This window comes from Solirhodobacter sp. (genome assembly GCF_964715405.1).
In genome coordinates this window covers 139,093-157,116 of the sequence record NZ_CBAICG010000002.1, presented here as the reverse complement: position 1 = coordinate 157,116, position 18,024 = coordinate 139,093, and the positions used below count along the sequence as shown (strand labels likewise).

At 66.1% G+C, this 18,024-nt stretch carries 18 protein-coding genes; 7 read left to right on the top strand and 11 right to left on the bottom strand.

Annotated elements, in window-relative coordinates; all coding sequences use genetic code 11:
- The first annotated feature begins 84 nt into the window (after positions 1 to 84).
- Positions 85 to 1,491: an MORN repeat-containing protein gene (locus AC11WY_RS01640; RefSeq protein ID WP_482921851.1), complete on the top strand. Its 1,407-nt coding sequence runs from the start codon at positions 85 to 87 to the stop codon at positions 1,489 to 1,491.
- A gap of 34 nt (positions 1,492 to 1,525) precedes the next feature.
- Here the strand turns inward: AC11WY_RS01640 and AC11WY_RS01635 are convergent, their stop codons facing one another.
- The 4 genes from AC11WY_RS01635 to AC11WY_RS01620 form a co-directional block, all read right to left on the bottom strand.
- The gene (locus tag AC11WY_RS01635; RefSeq protein ID WP_482921849.1) at positions 1,526 to 2,509 is read right to left on the bottom strand and encodes an aldo/keto reductase; all 984 of its coding nucleotides are present in this window, start codon (positions 2,507 to 2,509) and stop codon (positions 1,526 to 1,528) included.
- Between the two features lie 63 nt (positions 2,510 to 2,572).
- Complete coding sequence (gene deoD, locus AC11WY_RS01630) at positions 2,573 to 3,277, bottom strand: purine-nucleoside phosphorylase (protein ID WP_482921847.1); 705 nt, start codon at positions 3,275 to 3,277, stop codon at positions 2,573 to 2,575.
- 123 nt (positions 3,278 to 3,400) lie between these two features.
- Positions 3,401 to 3,757: a DUF6455 family protein gene (locus AC11WY_RS01625; protein WP_482921845.1), complete on the bottom strand. Its 357-nt coding sequence runs from the start codon at positions 3,755 to 3,757 to the stop codon at positions 3,401 to 3,403.
- A 98-nt stretch (positions 3,758 to 3,855) separates the two neighbouring features.
- Positions 3,856 to 5,817, bottom strand: coding sequence for a methylmalonyl-CoA mutase family protein (locus AC11WY_RS01620; RefSeq protein ID WP_482921843.1), 1,962 nt, complete (start codon positions 5,815 to 5,817; stop codon positions 3,856 to 3,858).
- 247 nt (positions 5,818 to 6,064) lie between these two features.
- On the opposite strand from AC11WY_RS01620, the gene AC11WY_RS01615 reads away from it, so the two are divergent.
- From AC11WY_RS01615 to AC11WY_RS01590, 6 genes are all read left to right on the top strand, one after another.
- Positions 6,065 to 6,397 (top strand): hypothetical protein, encoded by a 333-nt coding sequence (locus AC11WY_RS01615; protein ID WP_482921841.1) that lies wholly within the window; start codon positions 6,065 to 6,067, stop codon positions 6,395 to 6,397.
- Between the two features lie 191 nt (positions 6,398 to 6,588).
- The gene (gene ccrA, locus AC11WY_RS01610) at positions 6,589 to 7,881 is read left to right on the top strand and encodes a crotonyl-CoA carboxylase/reductase (protein WP_482921839.1); all 1,293 of its coding nucleotides are present in this window, start codon (positions 6,589 to 6,591) and stop codon (positions 7,879 to 7,881) included.
- A gap of 111 nt (positions 7,882 to 7,992) precedes the next feature.
- Positions 7,993 to 8,166: a hypothetical protein gene (locus AC11WY_RS01605; protein ID WP_482921837.1), complete on the top strand. Its 174-nt coding sequence runs from the start codon at positions 7,993 to 7,995 to the stop codon at positions 8,164 to 8,166.
- Positions 8,167 to 8,207: 41 nt separating this feature from the next.
- Entirely contained in the window at positions 8,208 to 9,728 is a 1,521-nt protein-coding gene (locus AC11WY_RS01600) for an ATP-dependent DNA helicase (RefSeq protein WP_482921835.1), read from the top strand.
- A gap of 61 nt (positions 9,729 to 9,789) precedes the next feature.
- Positions 9,790 to 10,026: an Lrp/AsnC family transcriptional regulator gene (locus AC11WY_RS01595; RefSeq protein WP_482921833.1), complete on the top strand. Its 237-nt coding sequence runs from the start codon at positions 9,790 to 9,792 to the stop codon at positions 10,024 to 10,026.
- 1 nt (position 10,027) lies between these two features.
- Positions 10,028 to 10,765: an SDR family oxidoreductase gene (locus tag AC11WY_RS01590; RefSeq protein WP_482921831.1), complete on the top strand. Its 738-nt coding sequence runs from the start codon at positions 10,028 to 10,030 to the stop codon at positions 10,763 to 10,765.
- A 1-nt stretch (position 10,766) separates the two neighbouring features.
- Here the strand turns inward: AC11WY_RS01590 and AC11WY_RS01585 are convergent, their stop codons facing one another.
- The 7 genes from AC11WY_RS01585 to AC11WY_RS01555 are packed head-to-tail and all read right to left on the bottom strand — an operon-like array spanning position 10,767 to position 17,974.
- Positions 10,767 to 11,531: a TIGR02186 family protein gene (locus AC11WY_RS01585; protein ID WP_482921829.1), complete on the bottom strand. Its 765-nt coding sequence runs from the start codon at positions 11,529 to 11,531 to the stop codon at positions 10,767 to 10,769.
- Entirely contained in the window at positions 11,528 to 12,457 is a 930-nt protein-coding gene (locus tag AC11WY_RS01580; RefSeq protein ID WP_482921827.1) for a sulfite exporter TauE/SafE family protein, read from the bottom strand. The genes AC11WY_RS01585 and AC11WY_RS01580 overlap by 4 nt, the downstream gene beginning before the upstream one ends.
- Before the next feature lie 55 nt (positions 12,458 to 12,512).
- Positions 12,513 to 13,352: a purine-nucleoside phosphorylase gene (locus AC11WY_RS01575; protein ID WP_482921825.1), complete on the bottom strand. Its 840-nt coding sequence runs from the start codon at positions 13,350 to 13,352 to the stop codon at positions 12,513 to 12,515.
- The gene (locus AC11WY_RS01570) at positions 13,336 to 14,301 is read right to left on the bottom strand and encodes an ABC transporter permease (RefSeq protein WP_482921823.1); all 966 of its coding nucleotides are present in this window, start codon (positions 14,299 to 14,301) and stop codon (positions 13,336 to 13,338) included. The genes AC11WY_RS01575 and AC11WY_RS01570 overlap by 17 nt, the downstream gene beginning before the upstream one ends.
- On the bottom strand, positions 14,301 to 15,395 hold the full coding sequence (locus tag AC11WY_RS01565) for an ABC transporter permease (RefSeq protein ID WP_482921881.1): 1,095 nt from the start codon (positions 15,393 to 15,395) through the stop codon (positions 14,301 to 14,303). Before AC11WY_RS01565 ends, AC11WY_RS01570 begins: the two co-directional genes overlap by 1 nt.
- Positions 15,395 to 16,972: an ABC transporter ATP-binding protein gene (locus tag AC11WY_RS01560; protein WP_482921821.1), complete on the bottom strand. Its 1,578-nt coding sequence runs from the start codon at positions 16,970 to 16,972 to the stop codon at positions 15,395 to 15,397. Before AC11WY_RS01560 ends, AC11WY_RS01565 begins: the two co-directional genes overlap by 1 nt.
- Before the next feature lie 12 nt (positions 16,973 to 16,984).
- Positions 16,985 to 17,974 (bottom strand): BMP family lipoprotein, encoded by a 990-nt coding sequence (locus AC11WY_RS01555; RefSeq protein WP_482921819.1) that lies wholly within the window; start codon positions 17,972 to 17,974, stop codon positions 16,985 to 16,987.
- Between the last annotated feature and the right edge of the window lie 50 nt (positions 17,975 to 18,024).

Sequence of the window (18,024 nt, the reverse complement as noted above, 5' to 3'; positions counted from 1 at the left end):
TCCTTTACCTTCTGGGGGGTGTCCCTCGGGACGGGGCAGGAACAAACGACAGGGGGCGTCGCGGTGGCAAGATTGTCAGGCGTAATGGCGCGCAGTACGCGCATGGCCGGGGTCTTGCTTTTCGTCGCCTCGGCGGCGATGGCGCAAAGCGCCGATCAGGTGATCACCAAGCAGTATGATGATGGCGGCGTCTATTCCGGCACGTTCAAGGACGGCAAGCAGGACGGCAAGGGCAGCTACAAGCTGCCGAACGGCTACACCTACGAGGGCGACTGGGTCGCAGGCGAAATCAGCGGGCAGGGCAAGGCGCATTTCCCGAACGGCGCGATCTACGAAGGCACGTTCAAGGCGGGCAAGCCCGACGGCAAGGGCAAGATCACCTTCGCCGACGGCTCCACCTACGAGGGTGACTGGGCGGCCGGCCAGATGACCGGGCAGGGCACCGAACACTATGCCAATGGCATGACCTACACCGGCGGGTTCCTGAACGCGGTGCAGAATGGCCGCGGCAAGATGGAAAGTTCGGACGGCTACGTTTACGACGGCGACTGGGCCAACGGCGTGAAGACCGGCAAGGGCAGGATCACCTATCCGAACGGCACCACCTACGAGGGCGATCTGGTCAATGGCGACCGCGAAGGCACCGGCACGCTGACGATGACGGACGGGCTGACCTTTGTCGGCCAGTGGAAGGGCGGCCAGATCAACGGCACCGGCACCCTGACCCAGCCCAACGGCGACGTGTTCGAGGGCACCCTGGTCAACGGCCAGCGTCAGGGCCACGGCAAGGTCAGCTACAAGAATGGCGATGTCTACGAGGGTGACTTTGCCGCCGACAAGCGCGAGGGCAAGGGCACCTTCAAGGGCCATGACGGCTACACCTACACCGGCGACTGGAAGGGCGGCCGGATCGAGGGGCAGGGCCAGGTGACCTACCCGGACGGCTCGATCTATGTTGGCAGCTTCCACGAAGACCTCGCCGACGGCACCGGCAAGATCACCTACCCCGATACCTCGACCTATGAGGGCGACTGGAAGGCGGGCGTGATCGACGGGCAGGGCACGGCGCATTACGCCAACGGCATCACCTACACCGGCGGGTTCAAGGCGGCGAAGAACGACGGGCAGGGCACGATGACCTATCCCGACGGCTATAAATACGAGGGCGACTGGAACGACGGCCAGCGCGAGGGGCAGGGCGTGGCGACCTACCCCGACGGCACCGTCTACAAGGGGCAGTTCGTCGCGGGCGCACGTCAGGGCACGGGCGACATCACCATGCCCGACGGCTTCAAATACACGGGCGAGTGGAAAGCGGGCGAGATCGACGGCAAGGGCACCGCGACCTATCCCAATGGCGACGTTTACGACGGCATGTTCGCCAAGGGTCATCGCCAGGGCGAGGGCACCATGCACTATGCCAGCGGGTTGCAGCAAAGCGGAAGCTGGGACAACGGCACCCTTGGCACCGCCCCGGCTGCGGGGAACTGAGGCGGGACGTGCCTCGTCTTCGACCCCGCAGCGATCAGCAGTAGCGTTCGGCCCCGATGATCTGGCTGTCGTTGTAGCGGTCGCCGTGGGCAAACCCCACCGGCAGCAGGCGCTTGATCTCGGCGCGGTCGGCGTCGGTCAGCGTGAGGGCGTCCGCCCCCGCCCATTCGGCCAGATGTTCGGCAGTGCGGGTGCCGGGGATCGGGATCAGATGTGCGCCCTGATCCAGCACCCAGGCCAGCGCGGCAGCGGCGACGGACCAACCGCGTGACTGGGCGAAGGCCTTGAATGGCGCGATGGCGGCGCGGTTGTAGGTGTAGTTCGGTTCCGTGAAGCGCGGGATGCGCGCGCGGAAATCGGTTTCGGCCATCGTCGTGGGGTCGGGGAAGACCTCACCGAAAACGCCACGGCCAAGAGGCGAGAACGGCACGAAGGCCACCCCCAGTTCGGCGCAGGTCTGGATCAGGCCAAGTTCAGGTCCGCGGGTCCATAATGAATATTCGTTCTGCACCGCCCGGCAGGGATGCACCGCCTGGGCGCGGCGCAGCGTCGCGGGCGACACCTCGGACAGGCCATAACCGCCGATCCTGCCCTCGGCGATCAGCTTTTGCATCGTCTGCACGACCTCTTCCACCGGCCGTTCCTGCTCGCGGCGATGAATGTAGAACAGGTCCACGAACGCGACCCCAAGCCGCTTCATCGAGGCGTCGAGTTCGGCGCGCAGATAGGCTTCGGAGTTGTCGAACCGCCGCTCGGGGCCCGAGACGATGCCGGCCTTGGTGGCGATGACCACCTTCGGCTTGCGGGTTGCAAGCCAGGTGCCGATCACCCGTTCCGACCGGCCCATGCCGTAGATGTTCGCGGTGTCGAGAAAGTCGATGCCGTGATCCCACGCCGCGTCGAGACAGCGCAACGAGGTCGCCTCGTCCGTTTCGCCGAAGAAGCCCGCAAAGCTCATGCAGCCCAGACCGATCGCCGAAACCATCGGCCCGCCCGCGCCGAGTTGCCGTTTCTGCATCATGTTCTCCCGTCCTGTTGCGGCGGCAGGGAAGCCGCTCGGGCGCGGAAGGTCAAGGGCCGCTCAGGCGAAGGCGGCGGTCAGCGCAATCTCCACCATGTCGCCAAAGCTGCGCTCGCGGTCTTCCGAGGGCAGCGCCTCCTGCGTCAGCAGGTGGTCGGAGATTGTCAGGATGGCCAGCGCACGGGCGTGGTGGCGGGCGGCGAGGGTGTAAAGCTCGGCCGTCTCCATCTCGACGCACAGGATGCCGTGCCGCTGCATCTGCTCGTTCAGGTCGGGCCGTTCGTCGTAGAACACGTCCGACGAATAGATCCCCCCGGCATGAACCGGCACGTCACGCGCCATCGCGGCGGCATAGGCATTGGCCAGCAGGCCGAAATCGGCGCTGGGGGCAAAGTTGAGCTCGCGGAAGATGCCGCGCGACGGGGTCGACAGGCTGGAGGCCGTCATCGCCAGCACCACGTCGCGCACTCTGACCTGCGGCTGCATCCCGCCCGCGGAGCCGATGCGGATCAGCGTCTTGGCGCCGTAGTCGCGGATCAGTTCGTTGACGTAGATCGACAGCGACGGCATCCCCATGCCGGTGCCCTGGATGGTGACGGGGTTGCCCTTCCAGGTGCCGGTGAAGCCCAGCATTCCGCGCACCTCGTTGATCAGCCGCGGCTGATCGAGAAAGGTCTGCGCCGCCCACCGCGCCCGGTAGGGATCGCCCGGCAGAAGGACGGTTTCGGCGATCTCGCCGGGCTTGGCGCCAATATGCACGGTCATGAGGGGCCTTTCGGTTGACGTTTCCGGCAGAGACTAGGTGGAACGCCGCGCGGATTCACCCGGATTCTTGCGCCGCCGCGACTTTCGTCCCGCTACGCCACCCTGTCATCCCGTGACGGCGGATCAGGCGGGGTGGACCGCAAGCGCGGTGTAGTCCGCGTGGTTGGGGCAGAAGGTCGCTTGATCGGCCGTCGCGGCCGGATCGGCCAGGAAGTGCGCGCAGGTGCCGGTGGCGTGGCAATGCGCGCAGGTCGCCAGAAGGTGCGCATAGTCCTGACGCAACTCGTCCAGTTCCTCATCGCTCAGTCCGTGTCGTTCCGCCATCAGCGTCATGCGCTGAACGACCTCGTCCGGGGTATCCACGATCTGCCGCAACTGCGCGCGACTGAGCCCGATCTCGTCGAGTTCGCGTAACTCCATCGCATCAATCTCGCGATGTGCGCGCCGACGTTCCAGAATCTCCATCAGCTTTTCCAGCATGGCGCCTCTCCTTGCGTTCCGTTCGCAAAAGATTTAGGCGCCCATCGCCCCCGCCGATTTGATCTACCGCAAACTGCCGGGGCGATGATGGAAAACCATCAAGCCGCCAGCGCGCGGTCGCCGACCAGCGTGACGATGTCCAGCATGATGCGGTTCAGCTCGAAGTCCTTGGGCGTGTAGACCGCCGCGACGCCAAGGCCACGCAAGGCGCGGGCGTCGTTCTCGGGGATGATGCCGCCGACGACGACGGGGATATGGCCAAGGCCCGCCTGCGCCAATCGCTCGATCACCTCGGCGATCAAGGGCAGGTGGCTGCCCGACAGGATCGAGAGGCCGACGACATGGGCCTGCGTTTCGGCGGCGGCGGCGACGATCTCGGCCGGGGTCAGCCGGATGCCGTCGTAGTGGATCTGCATGCCGCAGTCCCGCGCGCGGGCGGCGATCTGCTCGGCGCCGTTGGAATGGCCGTCAAGGCCGGGCTTGCCCATCAGGAAGGTCAGGCGGCGGCCGAGTCTCTGCGAGACGGCATCGACCGCCTCGCGGATCGACTCCAGTCCCTCGGTACGGTTCGAGGGCGCGCGGCTGACGCCCGTGGGTGCGCGGTATTCGCCGAAGGCGTGGCGCATTTCGGCCGCCCATTCGCCGGTCGTGACCCCGGCCTTGGCCGCGGCGATGGAGGGCGGCATGATGTTGGCGCCGGACAGCGCAGCCTGACGCAGCGCGGCCAGTGCGGCGCTGACAGCGGCCATGTCGCGCGTCGCGCGCCAGTCCCTCAGGCGGGCGATCTGGTCGGCCTCCGCCGCCACATCGACCACCATGATCGAGCCGTCGCCCGCGGTCAGCGGGCTGTCCGCGGTCTCGGTCCAGCGGTTGACGCCGACAAGGACCGTCTCACCCGACTCGATCCGTGCGATGCGGGCGGCGTTCGACTCGACAAGGCGCCCCTTCATGTACTCGATCGCGGCCACCGCGCCGCCCATCGCGTCGATCTGCGCCAGTTCCGCCCGGGCGCCGTCCTTCAGCGCCGTGACCTTGCGATCCACCGCCGGGTTGCCGTCAAAGAGGTCGTCATATTCCAGCAGGTCGGTTTCATAGGCCAGGATCTGCTGCATCCGCAGCGACCATTGCTGATCCCAGGGGCGCGGCAGGCCCAGCGCCTCGTTCCAGGCGGGCAGTTGCACCGCACGGGCGCGGGCGTTCTTCGACAAGGTGACGGCGAGCATCTCGATCAGGATGCGGTAGACGTTGTTTTCCGGCTGCTGCTCGGTCAGGCCAAGGCTGTTCACCTGCACGCCGTAGCGAAAGCGACGGTATTTCGGGTCGGCAATGCCGTAGCGCGTCGCGCACAGTTCATCCCACAGATCGACGAAGGCGCGCATCTTGCACATCTCGGTGACAAAGCGGATGCCTGCGTTCACGAAGAACGAGATGCGGCCGACCATCGCAGGAAACTCGGCGGCGGGCACCTTGCCCCGCAGATCGTCCAGCACGGCGGTTGCGGTCGCCAGCGCGAAGGCCAGTTCCTGTTCCGGCGTCGCGCCCGCCTCTTGCAGATGGTAGCTGCACACGTTCATCGGGTTCCACTTCGGCAGCGCCTGCGCGGTATAGGCCGCCACATCGGTGATCAGCCGCAGCGAGGGTTTCGGCGGGCAGATGTAGGTGCCGCGGCTGAGGTATTCCTTGATGATGTCGTTCTGCACCGTGCCTTGCAGCGCCGCGACATCCGCCCCCTGTTCCTCGGCCACCGCGATATAGAGCGCCAGCAGCCACGGCGCGGTGGCGTTGATCGTCATCGAGGTGTTCATCCGGTCAAGCGGGATGCCCTGAAACAGCGCCCGCATGTCGCCCAGATGGCCGACCGGCACCCCGACCTTGCCGACCTCGCCGCGCGCCAGATCGTGGTCGCTGTCATAGCCGGTCTGGGTCGGCAGGTCGAAGGCGACCGACAACCCGGTCTGTCCCTTGGCAAGGTTGGTGCGGTACAACGCATTAGAGGCGGTGGCGGTGGAATGGCCCGCATAAGTGCGGAACAGCCAGGGCTTTTCTGTCGCGTCGGTCATCGGGGCCTCGGATCGCTTTGGTAACATTCTTGCTGCACCGCCTTCATATGGAGAATTTTGTGACCTTGTCAATTCGCTGCGTTGCGGCATCCGCTGCGCATCCAAAGGCAGTGCCTGCGGCGCCAATTCTCACGGTTCCATCGCGAGAACTCACGGTTTCGTGTTGATTTTGCCGCCGTTTCGGCGATGATCCATGCCGGGCGCAGCATCAGTCCGGCGTCTGGCTTTGTTCTTTTGGAGGGATAAAATGATTGCACATGCTGTGGCACGCGCCTTTGCGGTTTTCGCGCTTGTTGCGGTGACTGCGATGCCGGTGGCGGCGCAGGATCGGCACGTCAAGGTGGTCAACAAGACCGGCGTCACGATGACCGGGCTCTACGGGTCCAACGTCGGGTCGGATTCGTGGGAAGAGGACATTCTGGGCAGTGACGTGCTGGAGTCCGGCACCTCGGTCAACGTCAATTTCGACGACGGCACCGGCTACTGCAAATACGACCTGAAGGCCGTGTTCGAGGATGGTGACAGCGTGATCAAGCGCGGCATCAACGTCTGCACGGTCGGAACCTGGACGATCAACTGAGCGGCTGACCCCGCCCGAGCGCCGGGGCCAGACGCCCCGGCGTTTTCACACGCAGCACAATTTGCCGCAGTTGCTGGGTTATTAAATTTCAAAATTAGGACGAAACTGGTTGCATTATTGCGCATCTAACCGTATCCAAACGGAGACGTCGCGCCGATTCTGCGGTGCGGCACCGAAGGATGGAGACGAAGATGGCACTCGACACCGCCCCCGGCATCGTTCCCTACGAGGCTCCGGTGAAAGATCTCTACGAGGTGGGCGAAATGCCGCCGCTCGGCCATGTGCCCGCGAAGATGTACGCCTGGGCCATCCGCAAGGAACGCCACGGCGAGCCCGACACGGCGATGCAGGTCGAGGTGGTCGATACCTGGAAGATCGACAGCCACGAGGTGCTGGTGCTCGTGATGGCGGCGGGCGTCAACTACAATGGCGTCTGGGCCGCGCTCGGCACGCCGGTCAGCCCGTTCGACGGCCACGGCCAGCCCTACCACATCGCGGGCAGCGACGCCTCGGGCATCGTCTGGGCGGTCGGCGACAAGGTGAAACGCTGGAAGGTCGGCGACGAGGTCGTGGTGCATTGCAACCAGGACGACGGCGACGATGAGGAATGCAACGGCGGCGACCCGATGTTCAGCCCCAGCCAGCGCATCTGGGGCTACGAGACGCCGGACGGCTCGTTTGCCCAGTTCACCCGCGTGCAGGCGCAGCAGTTGATGCCCCGCCCGCGTCATCTGACCTGGGAAGAGTCGGCCTGCTACACGCTGACGCTGGCCACCGCCTACCGGATGCTGTTCGGCCACCGCCCGCACATCCTGAAGCCCGGCGACAACATTCTGGTCTGGGGCGCCTCGGGCGGGCTGGGGTCGTTCGCGATCCAGTTGGTCAATGCGGCGGGCGCGAATGCGATCGGCGTCATCTCGGAAGAAGACAAGCGCGAATTCGTCATGGGGATGGGCGCCAAGGGCGTCATCAACCGCAAGGAATTCTCGTGCTGGGGCCAGATGCCGACGGTGAACACGCCGGAATACAAGGCCTGGTTCAACGAGACCCGCAAATTCGGCAAGGCGATCTGGGAAATCACCGGCAAGGGTGTGAACGTCGACATGGTGTTCGAGCATCCTGGCGAGGCGACCTTCCCGGTCTCGGTTTTCGTGGTCAAGCGCGGCGGCATGGTGGTGATCTGCGCCGGAACCACCGGCTACAATCTGACCTTCGACGTGCGTTACCTCTGGATGCACCAGAAGCGGGTGCAGGGCAGCCACTTCGCCAACCTCAAGCAGGCCAGCGCCGCCAACAAGCTGATGCTGGAACGGCGGCTTGATCCCGCGATGTCCGAGGTCTTCCCCTGGGCCGAGATTCCGGCGGCGCATGTGAAGATGCGCAAGAACCTGCACAAGCCGGGCAACATGGCGGTGCTGGTGCAGGCGCCGCGCGCCGGGCTGCGCACCTTCGAGGATGCGCTGGAGGCGGGCCGGACGATCTGACCCGCGCCGCGGACTGTCGCCACACCGGCGACAGTCTGTTGACGCCCAAGAGTGTTAGCGGATTGTTAATGCAATTGCCATGTGCTCGGCCCGGTGGGGCAAGGCGGGCGCATGGGGCATGAGTGGATCTTGGACGTGCTGGCCGACCTGCGGGCCTATGCCACGCAGAACGGCTTGCTGACACTGGCCGCCAAGGCCGACGAGACGCTGCGCACGGCAAGGGCCGAACTGGCATCCCGTGCCGGGCTGCCGCCCCATGAACGACAGGCCGGGCCACCGGGCTAAGCCGTCTGGCGGCGCCGTGCGCGGTTCTGTAAGGTCCGGCCATGACCCTGCCCGCGCTCACGTTTTCCGAGGATCAGGCCGACGCCTGGGACCGCCTGGCCGAGGTGCTGCGGGCGGCCGGTGTCGACCCCGACGAGGGCACGCTGTCGCCCGACGCGCCGGGCAAGGGGACCGTGCTGGCGGTGGTCGGCAAGGCCGGTTCGGGCAAGACGATGCTGCTGGGCCGCCTCTACAAGGCGCTGCACGAGGCGGGAGTGGACACTGTCTCGGGCGACTACGAAGGGCGCAGGCGGAAGGATCGCCGCACCCTCGCGATCCTCGCGCCCACCAACAAGGCCGCCAGCGTGCTGCGCAACCGGGGCGTTCCGGCGACCACGATCCACCGCATTCTCTACACCCCGGTCTATGATCCGCAGTATGAGCGCATCGCCGAATGGCTGGCCGGAAGCGGCGAGCGGCCGGTGGTTGAAGGGCTGACCGATCTGGCGCTCGACCGCGCCAAGGCGTTCTACGACGCGGTGAAGTCGATCCCCGGCGCGCTGGCGGCGGCGGGCCTGCGCGGGTCGGACTTCATCAAGGGCTGGAAGCGGCGCGAGGAGCCGCTGGATATCGGCTTTGTCGACGAAAGCTCGATGCTGGACGAACGCCAACTGGAAGACCTGCGCGAGATTTTCCCGACGCTGGTGCTGTTCGGCGACCCGGCGCAACTGGCTCCGGTGGGGTCATCGGGCGAGATGGTGTTCGACAAGCTGCCCGAGGCGCGCAGGCTGGTGCTGCACCGCATCCACCGCCAGGCCGAGGACAACCCGATCCTCGACCTCGCCCATGCGCTGGCCGACCCGGAACTTGGCTTCGACGCCTTCGAGCGGCTGGTCGAAGACGCCGCGCGGCGGGATGAGCGGGTGGTGGTGGCGCAGCGGGTCGAGGCCGAGCTGATGGCGCGCAGCCCGGTGCTGGTCTGGCGCAACGTCACCCGCATCCGGTTGATCCAGGCCTTCCGCGCCGCTTACGAAGCGCCGCTGGACGAACTGCTGCCGGGCGAGCCGCTGATCTGCGACGGCATCGAACTGCCGCTGAAGCACCGCAAGAAGCGCATCGACCTGGAGGCGCGCGGCCTGATCAAGGGCGCGCAGGTGATCTACCTCGGGCCGGGGCGCAAGCCGGGGTTTTCGCGGCTCTACGTGCTGGGCGCCGAAGAGCCGCGGCTGTCGGCGGCCTCGATCATCAAGATCGAACTGCCGGATGAGGAGGAACCCTTCATCCCCTTCGCCGCCCGCATGGGCGCGGCCTTCCTGCACGGCGCGGCGGTGACGATCCACAAGGCGCAAGGGTCGCAGTGGGACACCGTGCAGGTCTTCGCCCCCGACCTTTTCGCCGCCGCGCAGTCGGGGCGCAGCGAGGCGGGTGTGCCCTTGTGGAAACGCCTCGCCTATGTCGCGATCACGCGGGCCGAGCGGCGGCTGATGTGGGTGGTGCGCAACCGCCTTGCCCGGCCCCCGGCGCCGCTGGGCATCGACGACCTGCCGGGCGGCACGGCGGCGCTGGAGCTTGAGGCGGAATAAGCCTCTGGCCGGGCGGGCGGCTTCGTCCTAATCTTCGCCACGAATGAGTTTGGAGGCCCGAATGCGCTGCGTCTTTGTCCAGTTCCGGTGCACCCCCGGCAAGACCTACGAGGTCGCCGACGCGATCTACGACCGCGAGGTGGTCAGCGAGCTTTTTTCGACCTCGGGCGAATACGACCTGATCGCCAAGGTCTACATCCCCGAAGAGTCCGACGTCGGCCACTTCCTGTCGGAAAGGCTGTTCGACATTCCGGGTATCGTGCGCACCCTGACCACGATGACGTTCAAGGCGTTCTGAGATGACGCGCAGCATCCTGATCACCGGCGCCAGCGCGGGCATCGGCCGGGCCACGGCGCTGCGCTTTCTCGACGCAGGCTGGCAGGTCGGGCTGATCGCGCGGCGCGCCGAACCGCTGGAAGACCTCGCCGCCGCGCATCCGGGCGCGCTGGCGCTGCCCTGCGACGTGGCTGACCCGGTGGCCGTAGATGCCGCCTTCGCGGCGGCGGCATCCCGTTTCGGGCGGATCGACGCGCTGTTCAACAACGCGGGCATTTCGCGCCCCGCCGGGCTGATCGACGAGATTTCGCTGGACGATTGGCACGCGACCGTCTCGGTCAACCTCAACGGCATGTTCTATTGCGCCCGGGCCGCGTTCCGCCACATGCGCCAGCAGGCGCCGCAGGGCGGGCGGATCATCAACAACGGTTCGATCTCGGCCCATGCGCCGCGCCCCGGCTCGGTCGCCTACACCGCCACCAAGCACGCCGTCACCGGCTTGACCAAGACCCTGTCGCTCGACGGGCGGCCGTTCGACATCGCCTGCGGGCAGATCGACATCGGCAACGCCGCGACGGAAATGGCCGCGCAGATGGCGAAAGGCGTGCCGCAGGCCGATGGCAGCATCCGCGCCGAGGCGATGATGGACGCGCGCGAGGTGGCCGAGGCGGTGCTGCACATGGCGATGCTGCCGCTGTCCGCGAACGTGCAGTTCATCACGATCATGGCGACGAAGATGCCCTTCGTCGGTCGCGGCTGATTTACCGTTTGGCGAGCCGGAACGCAGCCGAGGCGAGCCAGCCCGCGGCGATGGCAATCAGCAGCGACAGCAGCCCGTAGGCCGGCGGGTTGTCCTGTGCCAGCCGGTAAAGCCAGCGCTCGATCCCGGCCTTCTGCACCAGCACGTCGGACTGGTGCATGGCCACGACCCTGCCACCGCGCGTCAGGAAGATGCGCGCGGCATAAAGGCCGTCGGTCAGGTTGGACGGCAGCTTGATATCGGTGCGAAACAACGTCGACTGCTCAAGGCTCACGGTGCCCTGGTCGAGGACGTAAAGGCCCTGTTCCTTGCGGATCCGGATCAGCGCATCGACAAAGCTCTCGGCATTGGCGGCCTGATTGGCGATGCCCGAGTCCTGGATCGCCTGCGGGATGGTGATCTTGTAGCGCAGGTCGTCGGTCTGCGACAGCACATCCGCCAGCGGCCCGGAGGTGGCGATGGCATAGAATGCCGGGGCTGCGGTCACGCGAACCTTCTGCGTGTTGATCCAGATACCGTAGACATGCCCCTTGCGGCTGATGTCGACCGGGTTCGGCGGGCCTTCCAGCGTGACGATCACCTGCAGGGGTTTATCCATCGGGATCGGCGCGTCGCGTTTCACCGCGCCGAAAACCAGAATGTCGGACCCGTTGAAATTGGCGGTGATCGCGATCTGGTTCTCGCTGAGCCCGGCCACGACCTGTTCGTCGGCAAGGGCCGGGCGGGCCAGGCCGAGGGCGAGCAGAAGGAAAAGCGCGCGGATCATGGGTGGTTCACCGAGCGGACCGAGAAAAGGTCGGAGGGCGTCAACACGAGGTCCAGCCCGATCTTCACGCTGACCGACAGCACGAGGATCGCCAGCAGGATGCGCAATTGCTCGGCTTTCAGCCGGAAGCCGATGATGGTGCCGACCTGTGCGCCGACGACGCCGCCGACGATCAGCAGAACCGCCAGCGCCATGTCGACCGACTGGTTGGCGATGGCATGGGCCATCACCGAATAAGCGGTGACGAAGATGATCTGAAACAGCGAGGTGCCCACCACCACGCGGGTGTTCATGCCCAGCAGGTAGATCATCGCCGGCACGAGGATGAAGCCGCCGCCGACGCCCATCGTGGCCGAGAGGAAGCCCACGACCACCCCGATCAGGAAGGGCGGAAAGACGCTGATATAGAGGCCCGAGGTGCGGAACTTCATCTTCACCGGCCAGCGCTGCACCCAGCTATGGCGGTTGCGTTGCGTCACGGCCCGCGGCGCCGCGGCGCCGCTGCGGTTCCGCCGAATGGCCCGGAAGCTTTCCTGGAACATCAGCGTGCCGATCGCGCCCATGAAGAACACATAGGAAAACTGCACGAACAGCTCGGTCTGCCCGGCTCGTTTCATCAGCTCGAACACATAGATGCCGACGTTCGACCCGGCAAAGCCGCCGATCAGCATCACCGTGCCCATCTTGAAATCGACGGTGCGGCGGCGAATGTGGACCATCAGCCCCGAAACCGAGGCGGCGACCACCTGATTGGCCCCGGTTGCCACCGCGACGCCGGGCGGGATGCCGATGAACAGCAGCAGCGGCGTGATCAGGAACCCGCCACCGACGCCGAAGATGCCCGACAGCAGACCGACCCCGCTGCCGATGCCCAGCAGCAGGAAGACGTTGACGGATACCTCGGCGATGGGCAGGTAAATCTGCATGGCGGGCCGTCCGGGGCTTGCGGGGCGAAGGTCCGCCGGTTGACGGGCCGTGATCTTACAGAGAAGACGTGGAGCCCAGAGCTACCATGTATTCCATTTTTTGCAAGTATCGTCGAAGCACGCGTTCGAGTTTTGCCGCACCGCGTGGCGCCATCGCCTTGGTGTGTTCGTGGCTGATCGATTCGGTGCCCAATCCCGCCGCCATGTTGGTGATGGTCGAGATCGCGGCGACCTTCAGACCAAGGAAGCGGGCAAGGATCACCTCGGGCACGGTGGACATGCCGACCGCGTCGCCCCCCAGCGTGCGGATCGCGCGGATCTCGGCGGGCGTCTCGAACGACGGGCCGGAATACCAGGCATAGACGCCCTCGTGCAGCGTCACGTCCTCCGCCGCGGCCGCGGCTTTCAGCGCGGCCCGGATCGCCGGATCATAGGCCGCCGTCATCGGCACGAAGCGGGCATCCGTCGGCTCGCCGATCAGCGGGTTCAGGCCCGAGAAGTTGATGTGATCGGTCAGCAGCATCAACTCGCCGGTTGGCATGTCGGCCTTCAGCGAGCCCGCGGCGTTGGTGGCGATCAGGGTGTCGGCGCCCAGCGCGCGCAGCACCTCCAGCGGCAGCCGCATCGCATCGGCGCGACCGTTTTCATAGTAGTGCTCGCGCCCGCCGAACACGGCGACGCGCACACCCTCCAGGTCGCCCACGACAAGGTTGGGGTTGTGCCCTGAGACGCCCGCATGGGGAAACCCCGGCAGGTCGCCGTAAGGGATCGCCACACCATCCACCGCCCCCGCCAGATGGCCGAGGCCGGACCCGAGGATCAGGCCCAGCCGCACCGGAGCCGCGCCCGCGCGCGACCGGATCAGGGCGGCGACGGCCTCAGCGTTCCTTGACATAGGGCTCGCCTCCTGCGCGCGGCGGGATCGCCTTCCCGACGAAGCCCGCAAGGATGACCACGGTCAGGATGTAGGGCAGCGCATCCATGAACTGGTTCGGGATCACGACGAAGCCGAGGTCGAGCGTCTGGTAGCGGTTCGACACCGCGGCCAGGAAACCGAACAGCATCGTCGCCCCCAGCGCATACCACGGCCGCCACTTGGCGAAGATCAGCGCGGCGAGCGCGATGAAGCCACGCCCGGCCGTCATCTCGCGCCCGAAGCTGGCGGCGAGCGAGGTCGACAGATAGCTGCCCGCCACGCCGCACAGGATGCCCGCGATGCAGATCGCCGCATAGCGCAGGCCCACGACCGAGACTCCGGCGGTATCGACCGCCGCCGGGTTCTCGCCCACCGCGCGCAGGCGCAGGCCAAAGCGCGTCTTGTACAGCACCCACCAGGTGCCGGGCACCGCAAGGAAGGCCGCGTAAACGAGGATCGAGTGGCCCGAAATCAACTGGTCGTAGATCGGCCCCAGCACCGGCACGTCCTTCAGCGCCGCGGCGAAGGGCAGGTCGATATCCTGAAACCGCCCCGCGCCGGTCAGCGCCGGGGTGCCGCCGCCAAGGTGGAACCAGTTCTGCCCCACCAGCACCGTCAGCCCCGAGGCCAGCATGTTGATCGCGACGCCCGAAATCAACTGGTTGCCGCGGAAGGTGATCGAGGCCAGCCCGTGGATCAGCGAGAACGACATCGACCCGGCGATGCCCGCCAGCAGGCCCAGCCAGGCGCTGCCGGTCATGTAGGCGACGGCGGCCGACAGGAAGGCCGCCACCAGCATCTTGCCCTCCAGCCCGATGTCGAACACGCCCGAGCGTTCCGAGAAAAGCCCGGCGAGGCAGGCCAGCAGCAAGGGCGTGCCCAGCCGCACCGTGCTGTCGAGGATCGAGATGAGAGTGTCGAACGACATCACGTCCTCCGTTTGCCGAATTTGCGGAACACGGCCTCGACCGGCATCCGCACCATGTTGTCCAATGCGCCGGTGAACAGGATCACCAGGGCCTGAATCACCCAGATCAGTTGCGGCGGAATCGACGTGTCCATCGAAAGCTCGGCGCCGCCCTGATAGAGAAACCCGAACAGGATCGCCGCCAGCAGCACGCCCAAGGGGTGCGAGCGGCCCATCAGCGCCACCGCGATGCCGATGAAGCCCGCGCCTTCGGACGAGTTCAGCACCAGCCGCCCGCTTTCGCCCATCACGTTGTTGATCGACATCAGCCCGGCCAGCGCGCCCGAGATCAGCATCACATACATCGTGATCTTCACCGGGCGGATGCCGGCATAACGCGCCGCCGGTTCCGACTTGCCGAAGGCCCGCAGGGCAAAGCCGAAGCGGGTGTGCCAGATCAGCACCCAGATCAGCAGGCAGGCCAGCAGCGCGATCAGCAAGGTGATGTTCGCGGGCGTGCCCTTGGCGAAGGGGATGCCGAGTGCGTTCAGAACGGAGCCCAGATGCGGAATGCCGACGGTCTTGGGGAAATTGGCCGAGGCCGGGTCCATCGTGCCGATCGGCCGCAACACGTTCACCAGCAGGTAGTTGAGCAATGCCGAGGCGATGAAGTTGAACATGATCGTGGTGATCACGATGTGGCTGCCGCGCTTGGCCTGCAACCAGGCCGGGATCGCCGCCCAGGCCGCACCGAACGCCGCCCCCGCCAGCGAGGCGAAGATCAGCGCCAGCCACCAGTTCGGCCAGGGCACCATCAGGCAGACCAGCGTCACGCCAAGCCCGCCAAGTTGCGCCTGCCCGTCGCCGCCGATGTTGAACAGCCCGGCGTGAAAGGCGATGGCGACCGACAGGCCGGTGAAGATGAAGTTGGTGGCGTAGTAAAGCGTGTAGCCCCAGCCGTAGGTCGACCCCAGGCCGCCATTCAGCATGATCTTCATCGCGTTGATCGGATCTTCGCCGATCGCGAGGATGACAAGGCCCGAGATGAAGAAGGCGATCAGGATCGAGATCAGCGGCACCAGCGTCGCATCGGCCCATTTCGGCAGTCTGTCCATCACGCGGCCTTTCCGTTCATGCCCGCCATCAGCATTCCAAGCTCGCGCTCGTCGGTTTCGCCCGGCAGGCGTTCGCCCATGATGCGGCCGTCGAACATCACCGCGATACGGTCCGACAGGCTCATGATCTCCTCCAGTTCGACCGAGACCAGCAGGATCGCCTTGCCCGCATCGCGCAATCGCACCAGTTGCTGGTGGATGAACTCGATGGCGCCGATATCGACGCCGCGGGTGGGCTGGCCGACCAGCAAGAGGTCGGGGTTGCGCTCGATCTCGCGCGCCAGCACCAGCTTTTGCTGGTTGCCGCCCGAGAAGCTTTTGGCCGCCAGTCGCGGGTCAAGCGGGCGCACGTCAAAGCGGCCCATCTTGGCGGCGGTTTCGGTCACCAGCCCGGCATTGTCCATCAACAGCCCACGCTGGTAGGCCGGATCGTTCTGATAACCGAAGGCGACGTTCTCCCACGCCGCGAAATCCATGATTAGCCCCAGTCGCTGGCGATCCTCCGGCACATGCGCGATGCCGTTGGCGCGCCGGGTCTGGCCGTCGGAATGGCGCCCCGTCAGGTCCAGCGGCTGGCCGTTCATGCGGATCACGCCGCGCCCCTGCGCAAAGCCGCCCAGCACCTCCAGCAGTTCCGATTGGCCATTGCCCGCAACGCCCGCGATGCCGACGATCTCGCCCGCCCGCACGCTCAGCGAGACGCCCTTCAGACGCTCCACCCCATGCTTGTCGGTCACGTGCAGGTCTTCGACCTCCAGTACGGTCTTGCCCGGCCTGGCGGGGCCTTTTTCGACGTGCAGCAGCACCTTGCGGCCCACCATCATCTCCGCCAGCGCCTCGGGGCTGGTTTCGGCGGTTTTCACCGTTGCCGTCATCTGGCCGCGGCGCATCACGCTGACGGTATCGGTGATCTCCATGATCTCGCGCAGCTTGTGGGTGATCAGGATGATCGTCTTGCCCTCGCGTTTCAGGTTGGCGAGGATGCGGAACAGGTGGTCGGCCTCGGCCGGGGTCAGCACCCCGGTGGGCTCGTCCAGGATGAGAATGTCGGCCTGCCGGTAGAGCGCCTTGAGAATCTCCACCCGCTGCTGATGCCCGACCGAGAGGTTTTCGATCAGCGCGTCGGGGTCCACGTTCAGCTCATACTCGCGCGCCAGAGCGGTCAGCGTCTTGCGTGCCTTGGCCAGCGAGGGGCCCAGCAGCGCGCCGTCCTCGGCGCCGAGGATGACGTTTTCCAGCACGGTGAAGTTCTGCACCAGCTTGAAATGCTGGAACACCATGCCGATGCCCGCCCGGATCGCGGCCTGGCTGTCGGGGATATGGGCGACCTTGCCGTTGATCACGATCTCGCCCGCGTCGGCCTTGTAGAAGCCGTAGAGGATCGACATCAGCGTCGATTTCCCCGCGCCATTCTCGCCGATGATGCCGTGGATCGCGCCCTTGGCGACGCTGATCGAGATGTCCTTGTTGGCCCGTACCGGCCCGAACGCCTTGGAAATGCCGCGCAGCTCGATCGCGGGTGCGGATGTGGCGGGGGCGGCAGTTTCCTGCCGCCCCGAGGTGTTACCCTGTGCCATATACGGCCTGCCTCAGTTCACGGGGCAGGTGTTGTCGGTGGTGTAGTCGTGCACCTTGATCGTGCCGTCCTCGATCCCGGCGGTCGCCTTGTCGACGGCGGCCTTCATCTCGGGCGTCACCAGCTTGGCGTTGTTGTCGTCCATCGCCGGGGCGACGCCGCCCGCCTTCAGGTCCATGACCTGGATGCCGGTCTTGAGGTCGGCGCCGCCTTTGAACGCGGCATAGACCGCGTTGTCGACGCGCTTCATCATCGAGGTCAACACCTGGCCGGGGTGCATGTAGTTCTGGTTGCTGTCGACCCCGATCGAGAGGATCTTGCCGTCCGCCGCCGCCTGCAGCACGCCCACGCCGGTGCCGCCCGCCGCCGCATAGATCACGTCGGCGCCCTGGCTGATCTGCGCCTTGGCCAGTTCGCCGCCCTTGACCGGGTCATTCCACGCGGTCGGGGTGGTGCCGGTCATGTTCATGATGATTTTGGCGTTCGGGTTGGCCGCCATCACGCCCTGGGCATAGCCGCATTCGAACTTGCGGATCAGCGGGATGTCCATGCCGCCGATGAAACCGACCGTGCCCGACTTCGAGGCCATCGCGGCCATGATGCCGACGAGGTAGGAACCCTGTTCCTCGGTGAACACGACCGATTCCACGTTCGGCTGGTCAACCACCATGTCGATGATCGCGAACTTGGTCTTCGGGAAGTCAGGGGCGACCTTGGCCAGCACGTCGCCGAAGGCGAAGCCGGTCATCACAACCGGGTTGGCGCCCGACTCGGCCAGACGGCGCAGAGCCTGCTCGCGCTGGGCTTCCGACTGCATCTCGACTTCCTTGAACTTGCCGCCGGTTTCCTTGGCCCATTTCTCGGCGCCGTGGAAGGCGGCCTCGTTGAAGGATTTGTCGTATTTGCCGCCGAGGTCGTAAATGATCGCGGGGTCGGCAAGCGCGGCCCCGGCGGTCAGCGCCAAGGTGGCAGCGGCGCCAAGGAATTTGGTCATCAGGCTCATGGATTGGTTCTCCCGGTTGTTGTTCTGGCCGTCCGCCGAGGCGCGAAGGG